Consider the following 17,545-nt stretch of genomic DNA (forward strand, 5'->3'; position numbering starts at 1 on the left):
GCACTACTGTTTTTGGCCGCCGGGATGGACCGGAAATGGGGCTGTCCCTCCGGGCATAGTCGAACCTGTCCCCGGATAAGGCGCACTTTGTGCAGGAGGGCTCGAGGGCGGCACCAGCCCGGTGCCGGTGCTATTCGCGGCACCGCTAGACGTCGAGCCAGGTTGCGAGCTCGTCCCGGGCATTTGAGACCCAGTAGCGCTTGAGTCGGCAGGAATCTCTGTCTCAGTTACTCTCAGTGTCGGCTGGATATCAATTTTCTGCGCCTTGATCCAGGCCTCGTGAGCCGCCTGGTCACGTGCCGCCTGTGCCCCCGCGAACGGAGCGGCCAACAATGCTGCAATTACAAGCGCTTTGTTTAAAGTTTTCATGGCAGTCACTTCCTTCGATGATGAGGGAATATTTATGGTAGAAGAAAGGCTCCATCATGTACCGGACAAATGTTTCTAATCGTCAACCGACAGGGGGCATGGTTACCATTCGTTTCTCTTTTCGAATTTTGCTGTGTCGACAAAACCAAACGTAAAGTTCGTGCTAGAATCCCGTTTCTGTTCGAGAACAAACAGCAACTAAAAGGTGTTATACTTTTTAGTCGTTGTAGTGCTGTTACAGTGGTGGCCGTAGCTCAGTTGGTAGAGTCCCGGATTGTGATTCCGGTTGTCGTGGGTTCGAGCCCCATCGGTCACCCCAGTAAACATGCTGTTCTTGAGAGATTAGCGAAACACCGAAATGGTGATATAAACCAAACTTGGTGACATGGATTTAGAATTAGCCCTACAGCCACACGCTGATGGGGCTTTTTTGCATGAAGTCAACGGCTTTGGCATCTACCCGCTACTGAAAGGAATGTCCATGATCGATCCGTTTGGCGACCCGATCCCGGCCTCTGCTGGCCGCAAGAATTTTCTAATGCTAGTTTCTGCATCGAAAGACAATGCGAAGTCGATCCAGACTGTGCTCGCCAACCTGAAAGAAACAGTCGACAAGAACGCATGGCCGCTTTGGGTCGACTCCAAGGGCCTCGGCGTTTTTATCAACACCGACCTGGTCGCATCGGAAATCCGGCAGGGCGCCTTCCAAGGTGTCAGCGGCGACTTCACAGATATCAAGGACGCGCTGCTTGTAGAAGTCGGTGCCGATTGGTACGCCAGCGAAGGCTCGCCAATGAAGAACTGGCTCATGGCCCATGTGGGAAATCCGTCGGCCCAGCCAGCCAATTCACGTCTGCGGCGCCGCAAAACCGGATCCAGGTGATCTCATGCCGATGAGGCTCGCACAGTTCTGCACGTTGCTGCTCTTTGCGATTGCCCTCGTACCGGAAGGGGCGCATGTGCTCGAGTTGGCAAACAAGATAAGCCTCGAACGTGACGCCTATATGACGGTTCAGCAAATATACCGGGGCTGGGACTTGATGGGCGCCGAAATGATTGCGGCGCTTTTGGCGGGCCTGCTTCTTAGTTTCCTGTCGCGGCGCGAGAAAGCGCCATTCCGATTGGCTCTAGCAGGATCTGTGCTTCTGGCCGCATCACTCGCTATTTTTTTCTTGTGGACTTTTCCGGCGAATGCTGCCACCAGCAACTGGTCAATTGCCCCGGAAAACTGGATGGCGCTAAGGGAACAATGGGAGTACTCGCGTGCAGCAGGTGGCGCCTTCGTTCTTGCGGCATTTTGCTGCATAACGAGTTCCTGCCTGGCCTACATCCCGGCTAATAGGCATCCAAGCGCCGGCGCATTATGACTCCAGACTTCGACACTCCTTCTTGGTCACTCGCCCCTGAGGGCTGGAACTGGCTTGCCCAGGATGAAGACGGGCGGTGGTTCTGGTATGGCGTAAAGCCCGTGCTTGGCATCGGCGGCGGGGTATGGCGCGCGCCCTCTCGCGCTCAGTGCCTGGCCGGGCATGGCCCTCCCAATCCCGACTGGCATGCGTCATTGCAAGAGCGCCCCATATCGCAAGCCCGCCTTCCGGCCGACTAGTTTATATACTTAGCGCAGGCTGCGTCCTGGCGACCCGGCCCAGGCTGGCACAGGCCAGAATTCCACGGTAAAGAAAAACCGGGATATGACGCCGATATGGCCTCTTTGCACTATCTGATTCTGGAATATTGGCCACATCTGGCGTTTCGCCGCAGTAGAAAAAATTCTGGTGCCGGAAATCGGTGGCAGGATTGGTAAAGCCTCGCGGGCCGTCAGTATATGGTCGACCCTATACGGTGCCGTAGGGAGAAAAAGCATCGGCTCTCGCGTACGCGCTACATGCGACGTTCCAAATGGACGTCACAAGCAGGACTCCGGACCGAGACGGCGTTAGAGTGATTCTCGGCCTCAAGCAACCAGCCGCCGGTGAAACCCGCCTGCTTCAGGCCTTGGGTTATGTACGAACAGCTACGCATGAGCGTCCACAAGTACCCCGTGAGGTAGTTTTCTATCATCAGTACTATCGGCCCCTGGTTAATCCCGAAATGCCAGGGTGAAACCCAGCCGCAAGGCTTGCACTCGTCGTTTAAATAGGTGGGGTTGAAGGTGGCTTTGAAGCCGTACGAGTCGTTTGACGTCAGCTTCAGCGAGTTGATGTAGTGGTCTATGGCAGGCAGCACGATGTCGGGGGCAAACGGCAGCGAGGCCACCACAGCCCATGGCGCGACAGTGCCATCGTCCGGCCCATAAGGAATCCCACGCCCGACATAGTCCAGGAACTGGCGCAAGACACCGTTGATTTTCATGGTTATTGGGCCGGGGCCGTCGCTGGCGGTTATCCCCCAACAGTATGGGCCGTAGCCGGAAAATCTCAAGGGGTTGTGAATGGCATATTGCTGCTGGGCACGGGAAGCGCGTTCGCTGTTCTGGAAATAGTCTATACCCTTGTCTCGCATATAACTGTCTTGAATGCCACGAAAGTCTATCCAGCAATGCGACAGTTGATGGGTAAAAAGCGGGCCGGCGTATACGTACTCATACCCATAGCAGTTTTCCCAGCGGTAAGTGCTTAGCCATGCGTCGTAACTGCCTGCCGGTATGGGGTGGGTTGGCGACCCGAGCGCTAGTATGTACAACATCAAAGCCTCATCGTAGCCTTCCCAGTGATATGGCAGGAAGCCGCTTTCCGGTTTCCACCCATGGGTGAGCTTTTCTCCTTGATCTAATGCCCACTGCCAATCGGCTCTCCGAAACAACGCGTCGGCAAGGTCGCGGATTTCTTTTTCGGCGGCGCTATCGGTGTTGAAGTAGGCGGCGGCTGCCAAGACTCCGGCCAGCAACAAGGCGCTATCGATGGTGGATAGTTCGCACTGCCAGGCGCGGCGACCAGTCTGCATATCCAGAAAATGATAATAAAAACCCTTGTAGCCGGTGGCGTCGACGTGTGTTCCTTGTGGGCTATTCCAGAAAAACCGCAAAGTGGTCAGCGAGCGCTCAAGCGCCGCATTGTGTGTCATCATGCCGCGCTCGACCGCGATGGGATAGGCGCTTAGTGCCAGGCCGGTGGCCGCAATGCTTGCGGGCCAATTAGGCGCGCTTTTGTCGACCACCAGTCCGTTGGCTGGGTTGGTTTCGTGCTTGAAGTAGCTGAACGACAGCCGCTGCAACTGCTCAAGTTCTGCTTCGCCTTGTCGCTTTGTACCGCTCATTTCGTTTCCTTTGACGCTAGTGGCGCGAGCCCGCGCCCAATGCAGTGCCGACAATGACCTGGGCTTCAGTCAAAATGCGCTGCAAATGTTCTTCGTTCCGGAAGCTTTCCGCGTAGATTTTGTAGATCTCCTCAGTGCCCGATGGACGCGCCGCAAACCATCCATTGGCGGCGGCTACTTTCACGCCGCCAATCGACGCGCCGTTACCCGGCGCTTCGGTCAAAATAGCGCTTATCGGCTCGCCGGCCAGCTCTTTGGTGTGTATGGCTTGTGCCGCTAGTCCAGCCAATTGCTTTTTTTCCGACGAGTCAGCGCTGGCCTCAAACCGTCGGAAAATCGGTGTGCCCAGGCTTTTCGTCAGTTCGGCATAGGCCTGGCCCGGGTCGCTTCCTTTTACCGCCGTCATTTCCGCCGCAAGCAAAGCCGCAATCATGCCGTCCTTGTCAGTCGTCCAGACCGAGCCATCCCTACGCAGAAATGAGGCGCCCGCGCTTTCTTCGCCGCCAAAACCCAGCGAACTGTCGAACAGCCCGTCCACGAACCATTTAAAGCCTACCGGCACCTCAAATAGCTTTCGGCCCAACCGCGCCGCCACCCGATCTATGATCTCGCTGCTGACCACGGTTTTCCCTATGCCCGCGCCTCGACTCCATTTCGCCCTGTGGGTGAACAAATATTGGATCGCGGCGGCAAGATAATGATTGGGGGGCAGCAACCCGACGCTTGGGGTGACAATGCCGTGACGGTCGTAATCGGTATCGCAGCCAAAGGCGATGTCGGAGCTGTCTTTAAGCTGGATAAGACGCTTCATGGCATAGGGCGATGACGGGTCCATACGGATCTTCCCGTCCCAGTCTACCGACATGAAGCGAAAGGTGGGGTCGACTTCTTCGCTGACTACCGTCAGGTTCAGATGGTAGCGTTCCGCAATTCTCGACCAATAGTGCACCCCTGCCCCACCCAGCGGATCGACGGCCATATGTATGCGGCTGCTACGGATCGCCTGCATATCTATGATGGTGTCCAGGTCGTTCACATAGGCGCTGAGAAAGTCGTGGCGATGTGTGGTATTGGCAAGCAGTGCGCGATCGTAGGACCAGCGCAGCACGCCTTTCAAGCCCGCTTCAAGCAAAGCGTTGGCCCGGGCTCCAATCCATCGCGTTATTTCGACATCGGCGGGCCCGCCGTTGCTGGCGTTGTATTTATAGCCACCGCTATCGGGGGGATTATGTGACGGTGTGATCACGATGCCATCGGCCAGCCCGCTGACTCGCCCGCAGTTGTAGGCGAGGATGGCGTGCGATACCGCAGGGGTCGGCGTGGTTTCGTTATTTTGCGAGATCATAGTTTCGACGCCGTTGGCCGCAAATACCTCAAGCGCGCTGGCCGCAGCTGGCGTCGACAAGGCATGAGTATCGACGCCGACAAAAAGCGGGCCATTCACATGGCTGTGTTTCCGGTAGTCGCAAATGGCTTGGGTAATCGCCAGTACGTGCCACTCGTTGAATGTGCAGTCGAACGCCGTCCCGCGATGGCCGGAGGTACCGAAGGCAACCCGCTGTGCGGGTATGGATGCGTCCGGCGTATTGGTGTAGTAGCAGGTAATAAGCCTGGGGACGTCAACCAACAACGATACGGGCGCGGGTTTACCGGCCAGCGGGCTGATAGTCATGGTTGCGGTTTGGGCGTCGGTCATCGTCGAGCTCCTTTCGCCGCTAGCTGTTCACGTACTGCGTTGATGACATGCGCCGGCTCGAAGCCGAAATGGCTAGCGACCTCTTTTGCGGGCGCCGACATGCCGAAGGCACGCATAGCTAGAATGGCTCCGTGCAACCCGGTATAGCGTTCCCAACCAAAGGGGGATGCGGCCTCGACCGCCACGCGCGCCGTAATCGTGGGCGGCAGCACACTGTCGCGATATGCCTGGCTCTGGCTCTCGAACAATTCCCATGAAGGCATGCTGACGACGCGCGTGTTGATGCCTTCAGTCTTGAGCTCTTCGTAGGCTGCGATGCATAGTGCTACTTCACTCCCTGTAGCCAGCAGCAGCACGTCGGGTTCGCCATCTGACGCGTCCGCCAATATGTAGGCGCCTTGCGCCAGCCCGCTGGCCGAACCGTATTTATTGCGATCCAGCGTTGGCACGGCTTGCCGCGTCAGCACCAACGATATGGGGCAATCCGTGGTTTGCATGATGACTCGCCAGGCACTGACAACTTCGTTGGCATCAGCCGGTCGTATCACGATCATGCCCGGCATTGCCCGCAGCCCGGCCAGCTGGCCTATCGGCTGATGGGTTGGTCCGTCCTCGCCCAGGCCGATGGAGTCGTGTGTCCAGATATAGATGATGGGCAGCTTCATCATGGCGCTAAGCCGAAGTGCGGCACGGCAGTAATCGGTGAAAACAAAGAAGCTGGCCGCGAAAGGACGCAAGCCCGACAGGCTTAATCCGTTGGCAATGGCGCACATGGCGTGTTCGCGCAGGCCAAAGTGGAGATTACGGCCGCTATAGTCACCGTCCGCCCCCGGCGCTTGAAAGCTTTTTTCCAGGACTTCGATCAATTTGGTTTTGGTCGATGGCGCCAGGTCGGCCGCCCCGCCCAGCAGCCACGGCATTCGGGCGGCAATTGCATTGAGCACTTTGCCCGATGAATCCCGAGTCGCCAGCCCTTTTGCATCGGTCCAGAATGCAGGTAGCGACGTATCCCACTTGTCAGGCGCTATGCGCTGCTGCATGTGGTCAAGCTGATCTGCGAGGTCGGGATATTGAGCACGATAGGCAGCATAGTTGGCTTCCCAGGCAGCATAAGCGTGGGCACCCCGTTGGCCGAATTGCCGGTCAAAATGCTGGCATACTTCTTCGTTAACGTTGAACTGACTGTCTGGATCGCAGCCGTAAAACTCCTTGGCCAATCGCGTTTCTGTTACGCCCAGCGGTTCGCCGTGCGCTTCGCGCGTGTCGTGCTTGTTGGGCGCACCATAACCGATATGGCTATGGGTAATGATCAGCGTCGGGCGATCGCGGGTTGCAAGAAACGACTTGTAGGCATGAGCAAGCGATGACAGGTCGTTGGCATCGCTGACGTGGACTACATGCCAGTCGTAGGCAGCGAATCGCGCGGCGACGTCCTCCGTAAAGGCCAGCGTAGTGGAGCCTTCAATGGTGATGCGATTGTCGTCATAGATCCAGCACAGCCCGGCAAGCTTAAGATGACCGGCCAATGATGCCGCTTCGCTCCCTACCCCTTCCATCATGTCGCCATCGCTGCACAATACGTAGACATTGTGGTTGAACAGCTCATACCCGGGGCGATTGAAGGTGGCGGCCAGCCAGCGTTCGGCTATGGCCATACCCACGCTGGTGGCTATGCCCTGCCCTAACGGCCCGGTGGTAGTTTCAATGCCCGTGGTCAGGCCGTATTCCGGATGTCCTGAACAAAGGCTGCCAAGCTGGCGAAAGCGTTTGAGCTCTTCCATAGGGACGGCTAATTGTGAAACCGGCTCTCCGTCCGAACGCGCCGCCTTTACGCCTGTCAGGTGCAGCAGACTGTAAAGCAAGGCGCAGGCATGGCCGGCTGACAGTACAAAGCGATCGCGGTTCAGCCAATTTGGATGACTCGGATCGTAGTGTAAAAATTTCTGCCAAAGACAATAAACGGTGGGTGCTGCCCCCATAGGGGTGCCAGGGTGACCCGACTGAGCTTGTTGGACGGCGTCTATCGATAGCGTACGCAAGGTGTTGACGCAGAGTTGATCGAGTTCTTTCTGTGAATTCATGATTCCGCCTCTTTAGAGTGCGTCCTGCCTGGGTACTGCTCAGCAAGCAATGCTGTTAGAGAATGTTTACCCTTGGTGCCACGTGGCGCCACGAGTTCAATCGCCGTCGTAGCCTGTGGCCATGGCTGCTCCCTTTTTCAGGCTGCGATAGCGCCGCATCAGTGCGTTAGTGGAGCTATCGTGCTTTAGCGGGGGGTCATCCGTGCTCTCGAGTTCCGGCGAGGTGCGTTTAGCCAACTGTTTGCCCAGTTCGACGCCCCATTGGTCAAAAGAGTCGATATTCCAGATGACGCCTTGCGTAAAGACGCTGTGCTCGTAAAGAGCAACCAGGGTTCCAAGCGAGTATGGAGTCAGCCGCTCGGCCAAAATGGTGTTGCTTGGACGATTGCCTTCGAAGACGCGATGAGGAGCCTGCCAGTCGGGTATGCCCTCGGCAGCTACCTGCTCCCGGGTTTTACCGAAGGCCAGCGCTTCGGTTTGAGCAAACAGGTTCGCCATCAATTCGTCGTGTTGGTCGCCCAGCGGGTTAAGCGCTTGGCAAAAACCGATAAAGTCGCAAGAAATCAAATGCGTGCCTTGATGTATCAGTTGATAGAAGGAATGCTGGCCGTTCGTGCCTGGCTCGCCCCAATATATAGGCCCTGTCTGATAGTCGACGGTGGTGCCGGCTAACGTGACGTGCTTGCCGTTGCTCTCCATCGTCAGTTGCTGCAAGTAGGCGGGAAAGCGCGCAAGATACTGTTCGTATGGCAGTACGGCGACAGTGCGCGCATCAAGAAAATTAGTATTCCATATCGCCAGCAGCCCCATCAGAGCCGGCAAGTTCTGTCGCAACGGGGTATGTCGAAAATGCAGGTCCATGGCGTGAAAACCATTCAGCATTTCTGTGAACCGCGCTGGTCCGATGGCGATCATGGTCGACAGCCCTATCGCTGAGTCGATCGAGTAGCGCCCGCCAACCCAGTCCCAGAATCCAAACATTTCGGCGGTATCGATGCCGAACCGGGAAACCTCTTCAGCATTGGTTGATATCGCCACAAAGTGTCTACGTAACGCTTCTTTGTTACCTAGTTTGTTCAGGCACCACTCACGTGCTGCGCGCGCGTTAGTCAAGGTTTCGAGGGTGACGAATGTTTTCGAGCAGACGATGAACAAGGTTTCTTCGGGGTCCAGGCCGCGCGTGGCTTCAGTGAAATCGGTGGCATCCATGTTCGAGATAAAACGGAAATCAATATCGCGTTGGCTGTAATGCCGCAATGCTTCGTAGGCCATAACCGGGCCCAGAGCAGACCCCCCTATCCCAATGTTGATGACATTCCTGATGCGCTTACCGGTATATCCCAGCCATGCGCCGCTCCGTACCTGCTCTGAAAATTCCGCCATGCGCGCCAGCGTGGTGTGTACGTCCGGGACGACGTTTCTGCCATCCACAGAAATCTGCTCGTCAGCGGCAGCGCGCAAAGCGATATGAAGCGCGGCGCGTTGCTCGGTGATATTGATTTTCTTGCCCTTGAACATGGCTTCGACATGCTGATGCAGGCCGCATTGCTCGGCCAATTTTTCCAGCAGGCCCAGGGTTTCGTCTGTGATGCGGTTCTTGGCGTAGTCAAGGTAAAGCCCGGCACCTTCGGCGGCCAGCCGGTCCCCGCGGTGTGGGTCGTCGGCGAATAGCTGACGCAACGATGTATTGCGTATTGCCTGTTGGTGCGCCTGCAGCGCTTTCCAGGCGGGGCTTGAGGTCAGCGGCTGTGGTCGAACGAACGGATAAATACTCATCGCCGTCCCCCTTGCGACCATCTCATTTCTTTGAGTGTTGCGCTTTTTCTTTCAATACAAGCCAACAGCTCATTCCATGACTTGGAAAATGATGCGGTGCCCTCTATTTGAAGCCGTTCAGACAACTCGGTTTCATTGATGCCTGCGTGGCTGAAAGCGGCCAGCGTCGCACGGTAGTCTCCGCCATCGGGAGGCACGGTCTCTTGGATAAGACCATGGTCGGCGAAGGCCTCTAACGTTGCGGCGGGCATCGTATTGATGGTATCGGCAGCAGCCAGTGCCTGAATGTAGAGCGTGTCGGGCGCAGCGGGATCCTTGGTGCCGGTGCTTGCCCAGAGCAGGCGTTGCGGCATTGCGCCTGCATGAGCCAGGGTTTGCCAGCGTGGCGTCGCAAGTAGTTCCCTATATGCTTCGTAGGTACTTTTGGCTATGGCTATACCCAGGCGATTTCGCATTTCGGGCGCGACCTGGTTTTGCACGGCCACATCCCAGCGGCTGATAAACAATGAAGCAACCGACGCGACGCGAGGGTCAAGATCTGCACGGAGCCGCCGTTCAATGCCGCGCATATAGGCGGTGGCAGCTTGTATATATTGCTCGCTGGAAAACAGCAAAGTGACGTTAATTGGCACTCCCTTGAAGATGGACTCTTCAATAGCAACAAGGCCTGCTTCGGTTCCTGGTATTTTGATAAACAGATTGGGCCGCGCAGCGCTGGCATGCAGTTGCAGCGCCGACTCTATCGTGGCGACGGCATCTGCAGCCAGAACGGGCGACACTTCCAACGAAACCCAGCCGTCAATACTCTGCGTGGCGTCATGTATGGGGCGAAACAGGTCGGCGGCTCGCCTTAGGTCGTCCAGGGCCAATTCGAAGAACAGGGCTTCGCCTGCTTTACCCTCGCGTATTTTCTGATGAATGGCATCATCGTAGAGTTCCGAGCCTTCTATCGCCTTGTTGAAGATGGTGGGGTTTGACGTCAGCCCAGTTACCGCCAGGTGGTCAATGTAATGTTTTAACGTACCATCGTCGAGTATGCCGCGTGTAATGTTGTCCAGCCAAATGCTCTGTCCGGCGTGTTGAAGCTTATATAAGGGATTCATGGCGTATTCCTCCTGGCTTGCGCCCAGATGGCATTCAGGCGCTCAGGTAAATCAAGATGCACCAGGTCGCTGATGCGATCCAGCGTAATGTCAGCCGCAGGATAGGAACTGATATTGGCTGGATCGTGGGCATAATGCCCCTGACGTACAAAAATCGTTGTGAGGCGTTCGCCTAAAAAAGCTTTCATGGCCGCCAAAATGCGCAGCTTGTCCTCGACCATGACGTAGTGCCGACCCGGGTGGCGCGTCATAACGGCATCCAACATCTTTTCTTTGTGTATATAGACGAGGACACGGCCTTGTACGGCGTCCCACAAGCCGGAGCGCCGAATCTTGCGCGGTTGGAACACCACGTCGCCGTCGGATAAGATGACGGTTGTCCCCCACTGGTGCGCTCGCGCCAGCGCATCAAAAGCACCGGTAAAAAGACGCCTGGAGAATGGATACTCCAGTAGAAAGTCGGACATCTGAAGCATGCTGACATCATCCATTTTGTCGAGCCGATAGCGTTGCAGTGCGCCCAGGTAATCGGTGTATCCCAATTCGGCGCGCAGGGCCTCGAAAATCTCCCAATAGCGCGCGGCGCTTTCGCGGCCAAAGTTCCGGGTCAGGTGCTGCGCGAGATCGACAGTAACGCTATCGTTATCCAGTAGGGTATTGTCGACATCGAACAAAAGGATCAGATCATCCATGATGCCCCCTGCCCGTCCGCGGCTTTTCGGGGCTTGTGGGTGCCTTATCGACCTGGGCCGCTATCACTACCTGAACCTGGTGATCCAGCCCGTCGTCGATGAGCCGGATTAACGACGAAACCTGGGGTATACCGTCAACCGACAAGCGCGTTTTGGCAGCAAACTGGTTTTGCTGCAGGCTAACGTGGATCTGGTAATTCGATGCACCGAAGCGGTAATTGATCGTGAACCATTCCCAATCTGCAGGGACGCAAGGCTCAATGACAAGCGTGTTGGCTTTGCGGTGCAAGCCCAGAATCGACTCGACGATAAGCCGGTACAGCCATCCGGATGAACCCGTATACCAGGTCCAGCCGCCGCGCCCGGTATGCGGCGGCAGGCCATAGACATCCGATGCGACCACATAAGGCTCGACCTTGTAATGCGATATGGATTCGGCCGTCGAACCGTGGTGGATAGGGCTGAGCATGGAAAATAATTCCCAGGCTTTTCCCCGATCGTGCAACTGGGCAAAAGCCATCGCTACCCAGACTGCGGCGTGGGTATACTGGCCTCCGTTTTCCCTTACACCTGGCACATAAGCTTTGATATAGCCGGGGTCGGGCGCAGAGGTGTTGAATGGCGGCGCCAATAGCTTGATCAATGCGTTGGAGCGATCTACCAGTTGTGTATGGACTGCCTGCATGGCTTGGTGGGCATGGCCGGAATCGGCCGCCGACGACAACACCGACCAACTTTGCGCAATCGAGTCGATTTGGCATTCAGTATTCTGGGCACTGCCTAGTGGCGCACCGTTGTCGAAGTAAGCGCGGCGAAACCAGGCTCCGTCCCAACCATGCTTTTGAATATTGCCGCGTAGCAGTGCAGATTGTTCTTCGCATTCGCGAGCGAACGCCACATCACCTCTTGCTTGTGCTATAGGTGTGTATTCGTCCATCACGTAGTTTAGGAAGAATGCCAGCCAAACGCTTTCGCCCTTGCCTTGCGCGCCAACTTTGTTCATACCGTCGTTCCAGTCGCCCGTTCCCATCAGCGGCAGACCGTGGGCGCCCAGGCGCAAGCCGTGGCGAATCGCCAGCACGCAATGCTCGTACAGTGTGGCGCTTTCGGCCGACTGACCGGGAAGTTCGTAATACGACTCTTCGCCAGGCTTAAGTGGGCGGCCAGTGAGAAAGGGTATGTCTACATCAAGCACAGCGGTGTCGCCGACCGTTGCAACGTAATGGGAGACCGCAAGGGCCAGCCACAGGAAGTCATCCGAGCAGCGGGTGCGCACGCCCCGACCCTGAGGGGGATGCCACCAATGCTGCACATCGCCTTCGAGGTATTGGCGCGAAGCGCAACGCAGGATATGCGCGCGCACCAGGCCGGGCTGGGTATGCACCAGCGCCATAACGTCTTGCAACTGGTCGCGAAAACCGAAGGCCCCCGACGATTGATAGAAACCGGTACGTGCCCACAGGCGGCAAGCAATCGTCTGATAAACGAGCCACCCATTGGCCAGGAAGTTCAGCGATTTGTCGCGGGTTTCCACCTGCACGGCGCCTAAGGTGCCTCTCCAGTACTCGGTGACTTGATCCAGGGCGGCATGAACTGCAGCCGGCTGTTCGAAGCGTTGAATCAGCGCCTGCGCCTCTCCCTGATTTTGACCGGCGCCCAGTTTGAAAATAATTTCGCGCTCTTGGCCCGCGCCTAGTTCAAAGGGAATTCGGATCGCGCCGCAAGGGTCGAGCACACCTCCCGCCCTGCCACCAAGCTCGGGCCGGGTCATGGCCACCGGCGCTTCCGGCGACCCATTTCGTCCAATAAACTCAGTTCGGTCGGCGGTCAGGGAACAATTGGCGTCGTTCGAAGTAAAAAATGCCACGTAGGCGCCGAATTCCATGCTGTACGCATTGCGGGCCGTTATGGTGCCCTTGCTAGGGTCAAGTTCGGTGCATACTTGCATCATGGTTTTTTCGCGCAAGTCGCCCAACACCCATTCCACATAGCCTGTTGTAGAAAGACTCCTGCTGCGGCCAGAACAATTATGCAGTTTAAGCACGATGAACTTTATTGCCGCGTCGATAGCGACATAGACCCGCAGTTCAGACCTTATGCCGTCTTGTTCATGATCGAACATGCTGTAGCCAAAGCCGTGGCTGCAAACGTACTGGCCCTTGCCACGGCATGGCCAGGGCGTGGGCGACCAAAAGCAGCCCGTTTCTTCGTCGCGCAGGTAGATGGCTTCGCCCAGCGAATCGCCTATCGGGTCGTTAGACCAAGGCGTAAGCAGGAATTCGTGCGCATTTTCGCACCAGGTACTGGCGCAGCCGCTTTCCGACACCAGCGTACCGAAATCCGGGTTGGCCAGTACATTGACCCAAGGGGTTGGGGTGACTTGACCAGGCTCTAGGGTGATGACATACGCGGTACCGTCAGGCGTGAAGCCGCCCAGACCATTGTGAAAGCAGACGCTTGATGCTGTCGTGCCGCGGGCCGCCACGGGGTCGTGCTGCGGTGGCATAACGGAAGGCGCTGCAAGATGCGCCGTGGTTTTGGGTAAGGCCCGTTTTGCGAACTGTGCTGGTAAGGCGCCCGCCGACTGATCAAGAACGATACGGGCCACCGTCTGCAGCAGTATGCGGTCTTCGCGCGCCAAGGCTGTATCCAGGCGTATGAATATCCCTCCCGGCCGATCAATTTGATCGGACTGGTTTTCGTTGGCGACGAGCACCAGGACGCGCTCTTGCGCGCTTTGCCCGGCGGGCATACCCAAACTATTGCAAATAACCAGGTCAACGGCCAGGCCGCAACTGCGCCAATAGGCATGAGCCTGCAACATCTGGCGCAGCAGGTCAATATCTGGCGGATCATCCAATTGCAATAATACGATAGGCAAATCGCCGGAAATTGAAAAGCGCCACAAGCCAGATTGTCCACGCTCATTTTGCATGACGGTAGCAGGGTCGGCTCGCCATGCTGGACTGTTATAGAGAATGGCATCGGCAAGGAGGCAATACAGGCCGCAATCCACTGGCTTGATGTCAAGATCGTTCAATAGCTGTTGGTGGTGCGTGTGCGCACTCCGGAAACTGTCATCTGCCACGCTGCGCTCACTATACTTTTCAATCAACGCCAGGCAGCTTTCCCTACTGTCACCCGCACCAAAAAGATAGTAAATTTCGGTCGACTGGCCGGGCTTCAAATTGACCGGGCAGCGAATTGCAACAATGGGGTCCAGCACCGAACCCTGAGTGCCCGATAAGCGCTCTGTCTGCATTGCTTGCGGATTGACTGCCGTGTTGCCGCGCCCGATGAAGCGAGCCCGGTCGGTTTCGCAAGAAACATTTTCCACCGCCACATCGCCGGCGATCAACATATGAAAAACCCAGGGTTCATCTGGGTCGGCGCCGCCTGGCCGCTTGCGGCAAAGTAATGCCCGCCGTTCACTAACGATTTCCGTCTCGATAAACAGCTTGTTAAAGGCCGGGTGTGCGTCGTCGGTAGCAGGCGGCGCGAGGGCAACTTCGGCATAGCTGGTCAAGTCTATCAACCTGTGATCGCCGGAATGGTTGGTGATTGTTATCTTGCGTATTTCAAGATCGTCGTCGATGCTGACGGTAATATCAGTGTGCAGGGCTAGCCCGAAGGCATCGCAATGTAGGGTCGCGCAGCCACCCACAAAGCTGCTTTGGTAGTGTGCGGCACCGTTGCAGACCGGTTGAAAAGCGGCAGACCAAAGCGCTTTGGTGATGAGGTCTCTAATGTAAAAAAAGACGCCCCAGTTATCACGGGTGCAATCTTCACGCCAACGGATGAGGGCGTTGTTTTTCCAACGGCTGTATCCGCCGCCTGCGCTTGTTACCATGGTGTGATACCGCCCGTTCGACAGCAGATGCGCTGCGGGCCAGGGGCCCGGATCGTAACTGGCATTGCACCCTTCCCCGCCGGCACCCTTGTTGTTGATGGAACAAGCGCCGGTTTCCGGGGACGAGAGCGAATGCATGACGGGTCGACCTCCAGTAACGGAAAATCGCGGGGCCTAAATTTCAATGTATAAAAACAGGCCGGCTATAAATAGCAGACTACTAACGGGGCAGGAAGTTCAAAAGCAATTTTCGTGCACAGGAAACGCCATGGAAAACGGCTTGGCAATAATTTGCCAAGCCGTTTTTTGTGTGAGCAACTTGCATCCGGCACTGAAGCACGACAGTCAGCTGGCTGGTTCCTCCTCCCATTTTTCGGCACTTGCCCCCGCGAGGGCCCGCACTCTTTCCTCATCCCGCCCAAATTCCGCCGCAGCCCCCTCATATACGATACGACCTTCGTCCAGGACATAGGCCCGGTCAGCGATTTCGACGGCGGCACGCACGTTCTGCTCGATCAGCAGCACCGACGTGCCTTCCTTACGAGTCGCCACGATAATTTTAAAAACGTCCCTGACAATCAATGGGGCGAGGCCTTGTGAAGGCTCATCCAAAAGCAGCAGTTTCGGATTAAGCAGCAAGGTTCGGGCAATTGCCAGCATCTCCTGCTCTCCTCCTGAAAGCTGGCGCCCCTTATTGGCTTTGCGTTCGGCCAATTTGGGGAAGAGTTCGTATACTCGCGCTACATTCCATGGGCCGGGCCTATCGACCGGCACCTTCAAGTTCTCTTCGACCGTGAGGTTTGAAAAAATGCGTCGACCCTCTGGAACGAAGCCAACCCCCAGCGCGGCGATTCTATAGGGCGGCCATTGCGTGGTTTCGTGACGAAGTATGTGCACACTGCCGCTGCGCGCACGCGTAAGCCCCATGATGCTGCGCAGCGTAGTCGATTTACCGGCACCGTTGCGACCCAGCAAGGTGACGAGCTCGCCCTCTTCCACGCTGAAGGTGACCCCGTCCAGAATATGGCTCTTATCGTAGTAAGTATGCAGATCCTGCACGTCGAGCGCTTTCATGCAACCCTCCCCAGATAGGCGTCCTGCACCCGTTCGCTGGCCGCAATTTCGTCGGGCGCGCCCTCTTCGAGGACAGCCCCTTCCGCAAGTACGGTAATCCGATCGGCCAGATTGAAAATCACTCGCATGTCGTGTTCGACCAGCACGATGGTCAGCGCTTGCGTCCTGTGCAATTTACGAATAAGCATCGCCGTGCTGTAGGTTTCGCGACTGCCCATACCGGCAGTGGGTTCGTCCAGAAGCAGGATGCGCGGCTTGAGGGCCAGCGCCATCATGATTTCAGTCGCGCGCTGGTCGCCATGTGATAGTTCGCCTACCATCCTGTCAGCGTGCTGCGTCAAGCCGCCCAGGTCCATGAGTTCGTCCACGCGCTCGCGGACCTGGGCATCGTCAGCCCGGCCCAGCCATGGCTGCAGTCGCATCCCCATCGCGAGCTCAACAGGGATGCGCAAGTTTTGACGCACGCTCAATTCCGGGAAGATCTCGGTGATCTGGAAGGTTCGGGCCATTCCCAATCCAACCCGCTTATGCGGCGCGAGCCCCGTTATATCTTGGCCGCTCAGCAAGATACGGCCAGCGGTGGGCCGGAAGAACCCACTAATCAAATTGAAAAGAGTCGTCTTCCCCGCGCCATTGGGACCGATAAGCGCCCTCAGTTCGCCAACCTCGACCGCCATGGTGACATTGTTGACCGCTACAAGGCTTCCAAAATGCTGCGATACATTCTTGACGTCCAGCAGGCTCATAGCAGTCTCTTTCGAACCATTCCCAGTACTCCACGCGGAAAAAACAGCACTATGAGCACGAAGAATATTCCGATGAAAAACATCCAGTTTTGCGTGTAGCTGGAAACGTAGTCCTGCAGGATCACAAAAATTGCCGCGCCGATCAGTGGTCCCCAGAACGATCTCATGCCGCCTACGACGGCCATGATCACGAAGTTGCCGGACAGTGTCCAATGCAATGTGCGCGGGTCCACAAAGTTATTCAGCAGCGCGTACAGCGTGCCGGCAAGGCTTGCGAAGAAGCACGAGATTACGAACGCAATCCAGATATGCATCTCTACCGGTATGCCCAGGAAGCGTGCACGCCGTTCGTTCTCCCGTATGGATAGCAGCGTCCGCCCGAAAGGCGAACGAAGTATGAGGGCCATGACGCCCACTGATACTGCGAATATCAGGAGCACCAAATAGTAGTAGGCTTCTGCGTTGCCCAGGATATCGATCTGGGTAAAACCAAGATTGATAGGAAGGCGCTTCCAGCCGGTCAGACCGTCGTCCCCGCCGGTCACAGAACTCCACCGAAAAGCGATGAAATAAAACATTTGGCCAAATGCGATGGTGACCATGGCGAAGTAAATGCCGCGCAGCTTCACGATCAACGCGCCGACTACGGCGGCCGCTATGGTTCCCGCAAGCACGCCCACGAGAATGCTCAATGTAGTGCTGGGCACCAGATACTTCAGCAGCATGCCCGCACCGTATGCGCCGAGACCAAAGTAGGCCGCATGCCCGAAGGACAGGACGCCCGTGAAACCCAGAAGAAAATTCACGGACATTGCCGCGAGTCCCAGCACAAGAACACGGGTCGCCAAACCGGTATAGCCGCCGACGGCGCCCATCCAGTAAGGCATGGTCAAGAGCGCAATC

The 17,545-nt window shown here is 56.7% G+C and carries 14 protein-coding genes and 1 tRNA gene; 4 read left to right on the forward strand and 11 right to left on the reverse strand.

The features are described from left to right. Positions 1 to 3: 3 nt before the first annotated feature. Positions 4 to 369 (reverse strand): hypothetical protein, encoded by a 366-nt coding sequence (locus tag EKL30_RS08535; RefSeq protein ID WP_126706791.1) that lies wholly within the window; start codon positions 367 to 369, stop codon positions 4 to 6. Positions 370 to 612: 243 nt separating this feature from the next. Between EKL30_RS08535 and EKL30_RS08540 the strand changes: the two genes are divergently transcribed. The 4 genes from EKL30_RS08540 to EKL30_RS08555 all read left to right on the forward strand — a co-directional run bounded on the left by EKL30_RS08540 (position 613) and on the right by EKL30_RS08555 (position 1,975). Further along, a tRNA-His gene (locus EKL30_RS08540) sits at positions 613 to 688 on the forward strand. Positions 689 to 754: 66 nt separating this feature from the next. Beyond that, a complete protein-coding gene (locus EKL30_RS08545) occupies positions 755 to 1,252 on the forward strand; it encodes a hypothetical protein (RefSeq protein ID WP_126706792.1) in 498 nt (165 codons plus the stop codon). A gap of 4 nt (positions 1,253 to 1,256) precedes the next feature. Next, positions 1,257 to 1,736, forward strand: a complete 480-nt coding sequence (locus EKL30_RS08550) for a DUF1772 domain-containing protein (protein ID WP_199748515.1) — start codon at positions 1,257 to 1,259, stop codon at positions 1,734 to 1,736. After that, positions 1,733 to 1,975: a hypothetical protein gene (locus EKL30_RS08555; protein ID WP_126706793.1), complete on the forward strand. Its 243-nt coding sequence runs from the start codon at positions 1,733 to 1,735 to the stop codon at positions 1,973 to 1,975. The genes EKL30_RS08550 and EKL30_RS08555 overlap by 4 nt, the downstream gene beginning before the upstream one ends. Positions 1,976 to 2,250: 275 nt before the next feature. Here the strand turns inward: EKL30_RS08555 and EKL30_RS08560 are convergent, their stop codons facing one another. From EKL30_RS08560 to EKL30_RS08605, 10 genes are all read right to left on the reverse strand, one after another. Next, positions 2,251 to 3,624, reverse strand: a complete 1,374-nt coding sequence (locus tag EKL30_RS08560) for a glucoamylase family protein (RefSeq protein ID WP_126706794.1) — start codon at positions 3,622 to 3,624, stop codon at positions 2,251 to 2,253. A gap of 16 nt (positions 3,625 to 3,640) precedes the next feature. After that, entirely contained in the window at positions 3,641 to 5,320 is a 1,680-nt protein-coding gene (pgm, locus tag EKL30_RS08565) for a phosphoglucomutase (alpha-D-glucose-1,6-bisphosphate-dependent) (RefSeq protein ID WP_233582941.1), read from the reverse strand. Continuing rightward, positions 5,317 to 7,401 (reverse strand): transketolase, encoded by a 2,085-nt coding sequence (gene tkt, locus EKL30_RS08570; protein WP_126706795.1) that lies wholly within the window; start codon positions 7,399 to 7,401, stop codon positions 5,317 to 5,319. The genes pgm and tkt overlap by 4 nt, the downstream gene beginning before the upstream one ends. Positions 7,402 to 7,497: 96 nt before the next feature. Next, the gene (gene pgi, locus EKL30_RS08575; RefSeq protein WP_126706796.1) at positions 7,498 to 9,177 is read right to left on the reverse strand and encodes a glucose-6-phosphate isomerase; all 1,680 of its coding nucleotides are present in this window, start codon (positions 9,175 to 9,177) and stop codon (positions 7,498 to 7,500) included. Then, complete coding sequence (gene tal / locus EKL30_RS08580; protein ID WP_126706797.1) at positions 9,174 to 10,280, reverse strand: transaldolase; 1,107 nt, start codon at positions 10,278 to 10,280, stop codon at positions 9,174 to 9,176. Before tal ends, pgi begins: the two co-directional genes overlap by 4 nt. Then, entirely contained in the window at positions 10,277 to 10,972 is a 696-nt protein-coding gene (locus EKL30_RS08585) for an HAD family hydrolase (RefSeq protein WP_126706798.1), read from the reverse strand. The genes tal and EKL30_RS08585 overlap by 4 nt, the downstream gene beginning before the upstream one ends. Next, on the reverse strand, positions 10,965 to 14,960 hold the full coding sequence (locus EKL30_RS08590) for a GH36-type glycosyl hydrolase domain-containing protein (RefSeq protein ID WP_126706799.1): 3,996 nt from the start codon (positions 14,958 to 14,960) through the stop codon (positions 10,965 to 10,967). The genes EKL30_RS08585 and EKL30_RS08590 overlap by 8 nt, the downstream gene beginning before the upstream one ends. A gap of 207 nt (positions 14,961 to 15,167) precedes the next feature. Further along, a complete protein-coding gene (locus EKL30_RS08595) occupies positions 15,168 to 15,896 on the reverse strand; it encodes an ABC transporter ATP-binding protein (RefSeq protein WP_126706800.1) in 729 nt (242 codons plus the stop codon). Further along, the gene (locus tag EKL30_RS08600) at positions 15,893 to 16,642 is read right to left on the reverse strand and encodes an ABC transporter ATP-binding protein (RefSeq protein WP_126706801.1); all 750 of its coding nucleotides are present in this window, start codon (positions 16,640 to 16,642) and stop codon (positions 15,893 to 15,895) included. The genes EKL30_RS08595 and EKL30_RS08600 overlap by 4 nt, the downstream gene beginning before the upstream one ends. Beyond that, positions 16,639 to 17,529: a branched-chain amino acid ABC transporter permease gene (locus EKL30_RS08605; RefSeq protein WP_126706986.1), complete on the reverse strand. Its 891-nt coding sequence runs from the start codon at positions 17,527 to 17,529 to the stop codon at positions 16,639 to 16,641. The genes EKL30_RS08600 and EKL30_RS08605 overlap by 4 nt, the downstream gene beginning before the upstream one ends. Positions 17,530 to 17,545: the final 16 nt, after the last annotated feature.

It is taken from the genome of Candidimonas sp. SYP-B2681 (genome assembly GCF_003971065.1).
Taxonomy (GTDB): domain Bacteria; phylum Pseudomonadota; class Gammaproteobacteria; order Burkholderiales; family Burkholderiaceae_B; genus Pollutimonas.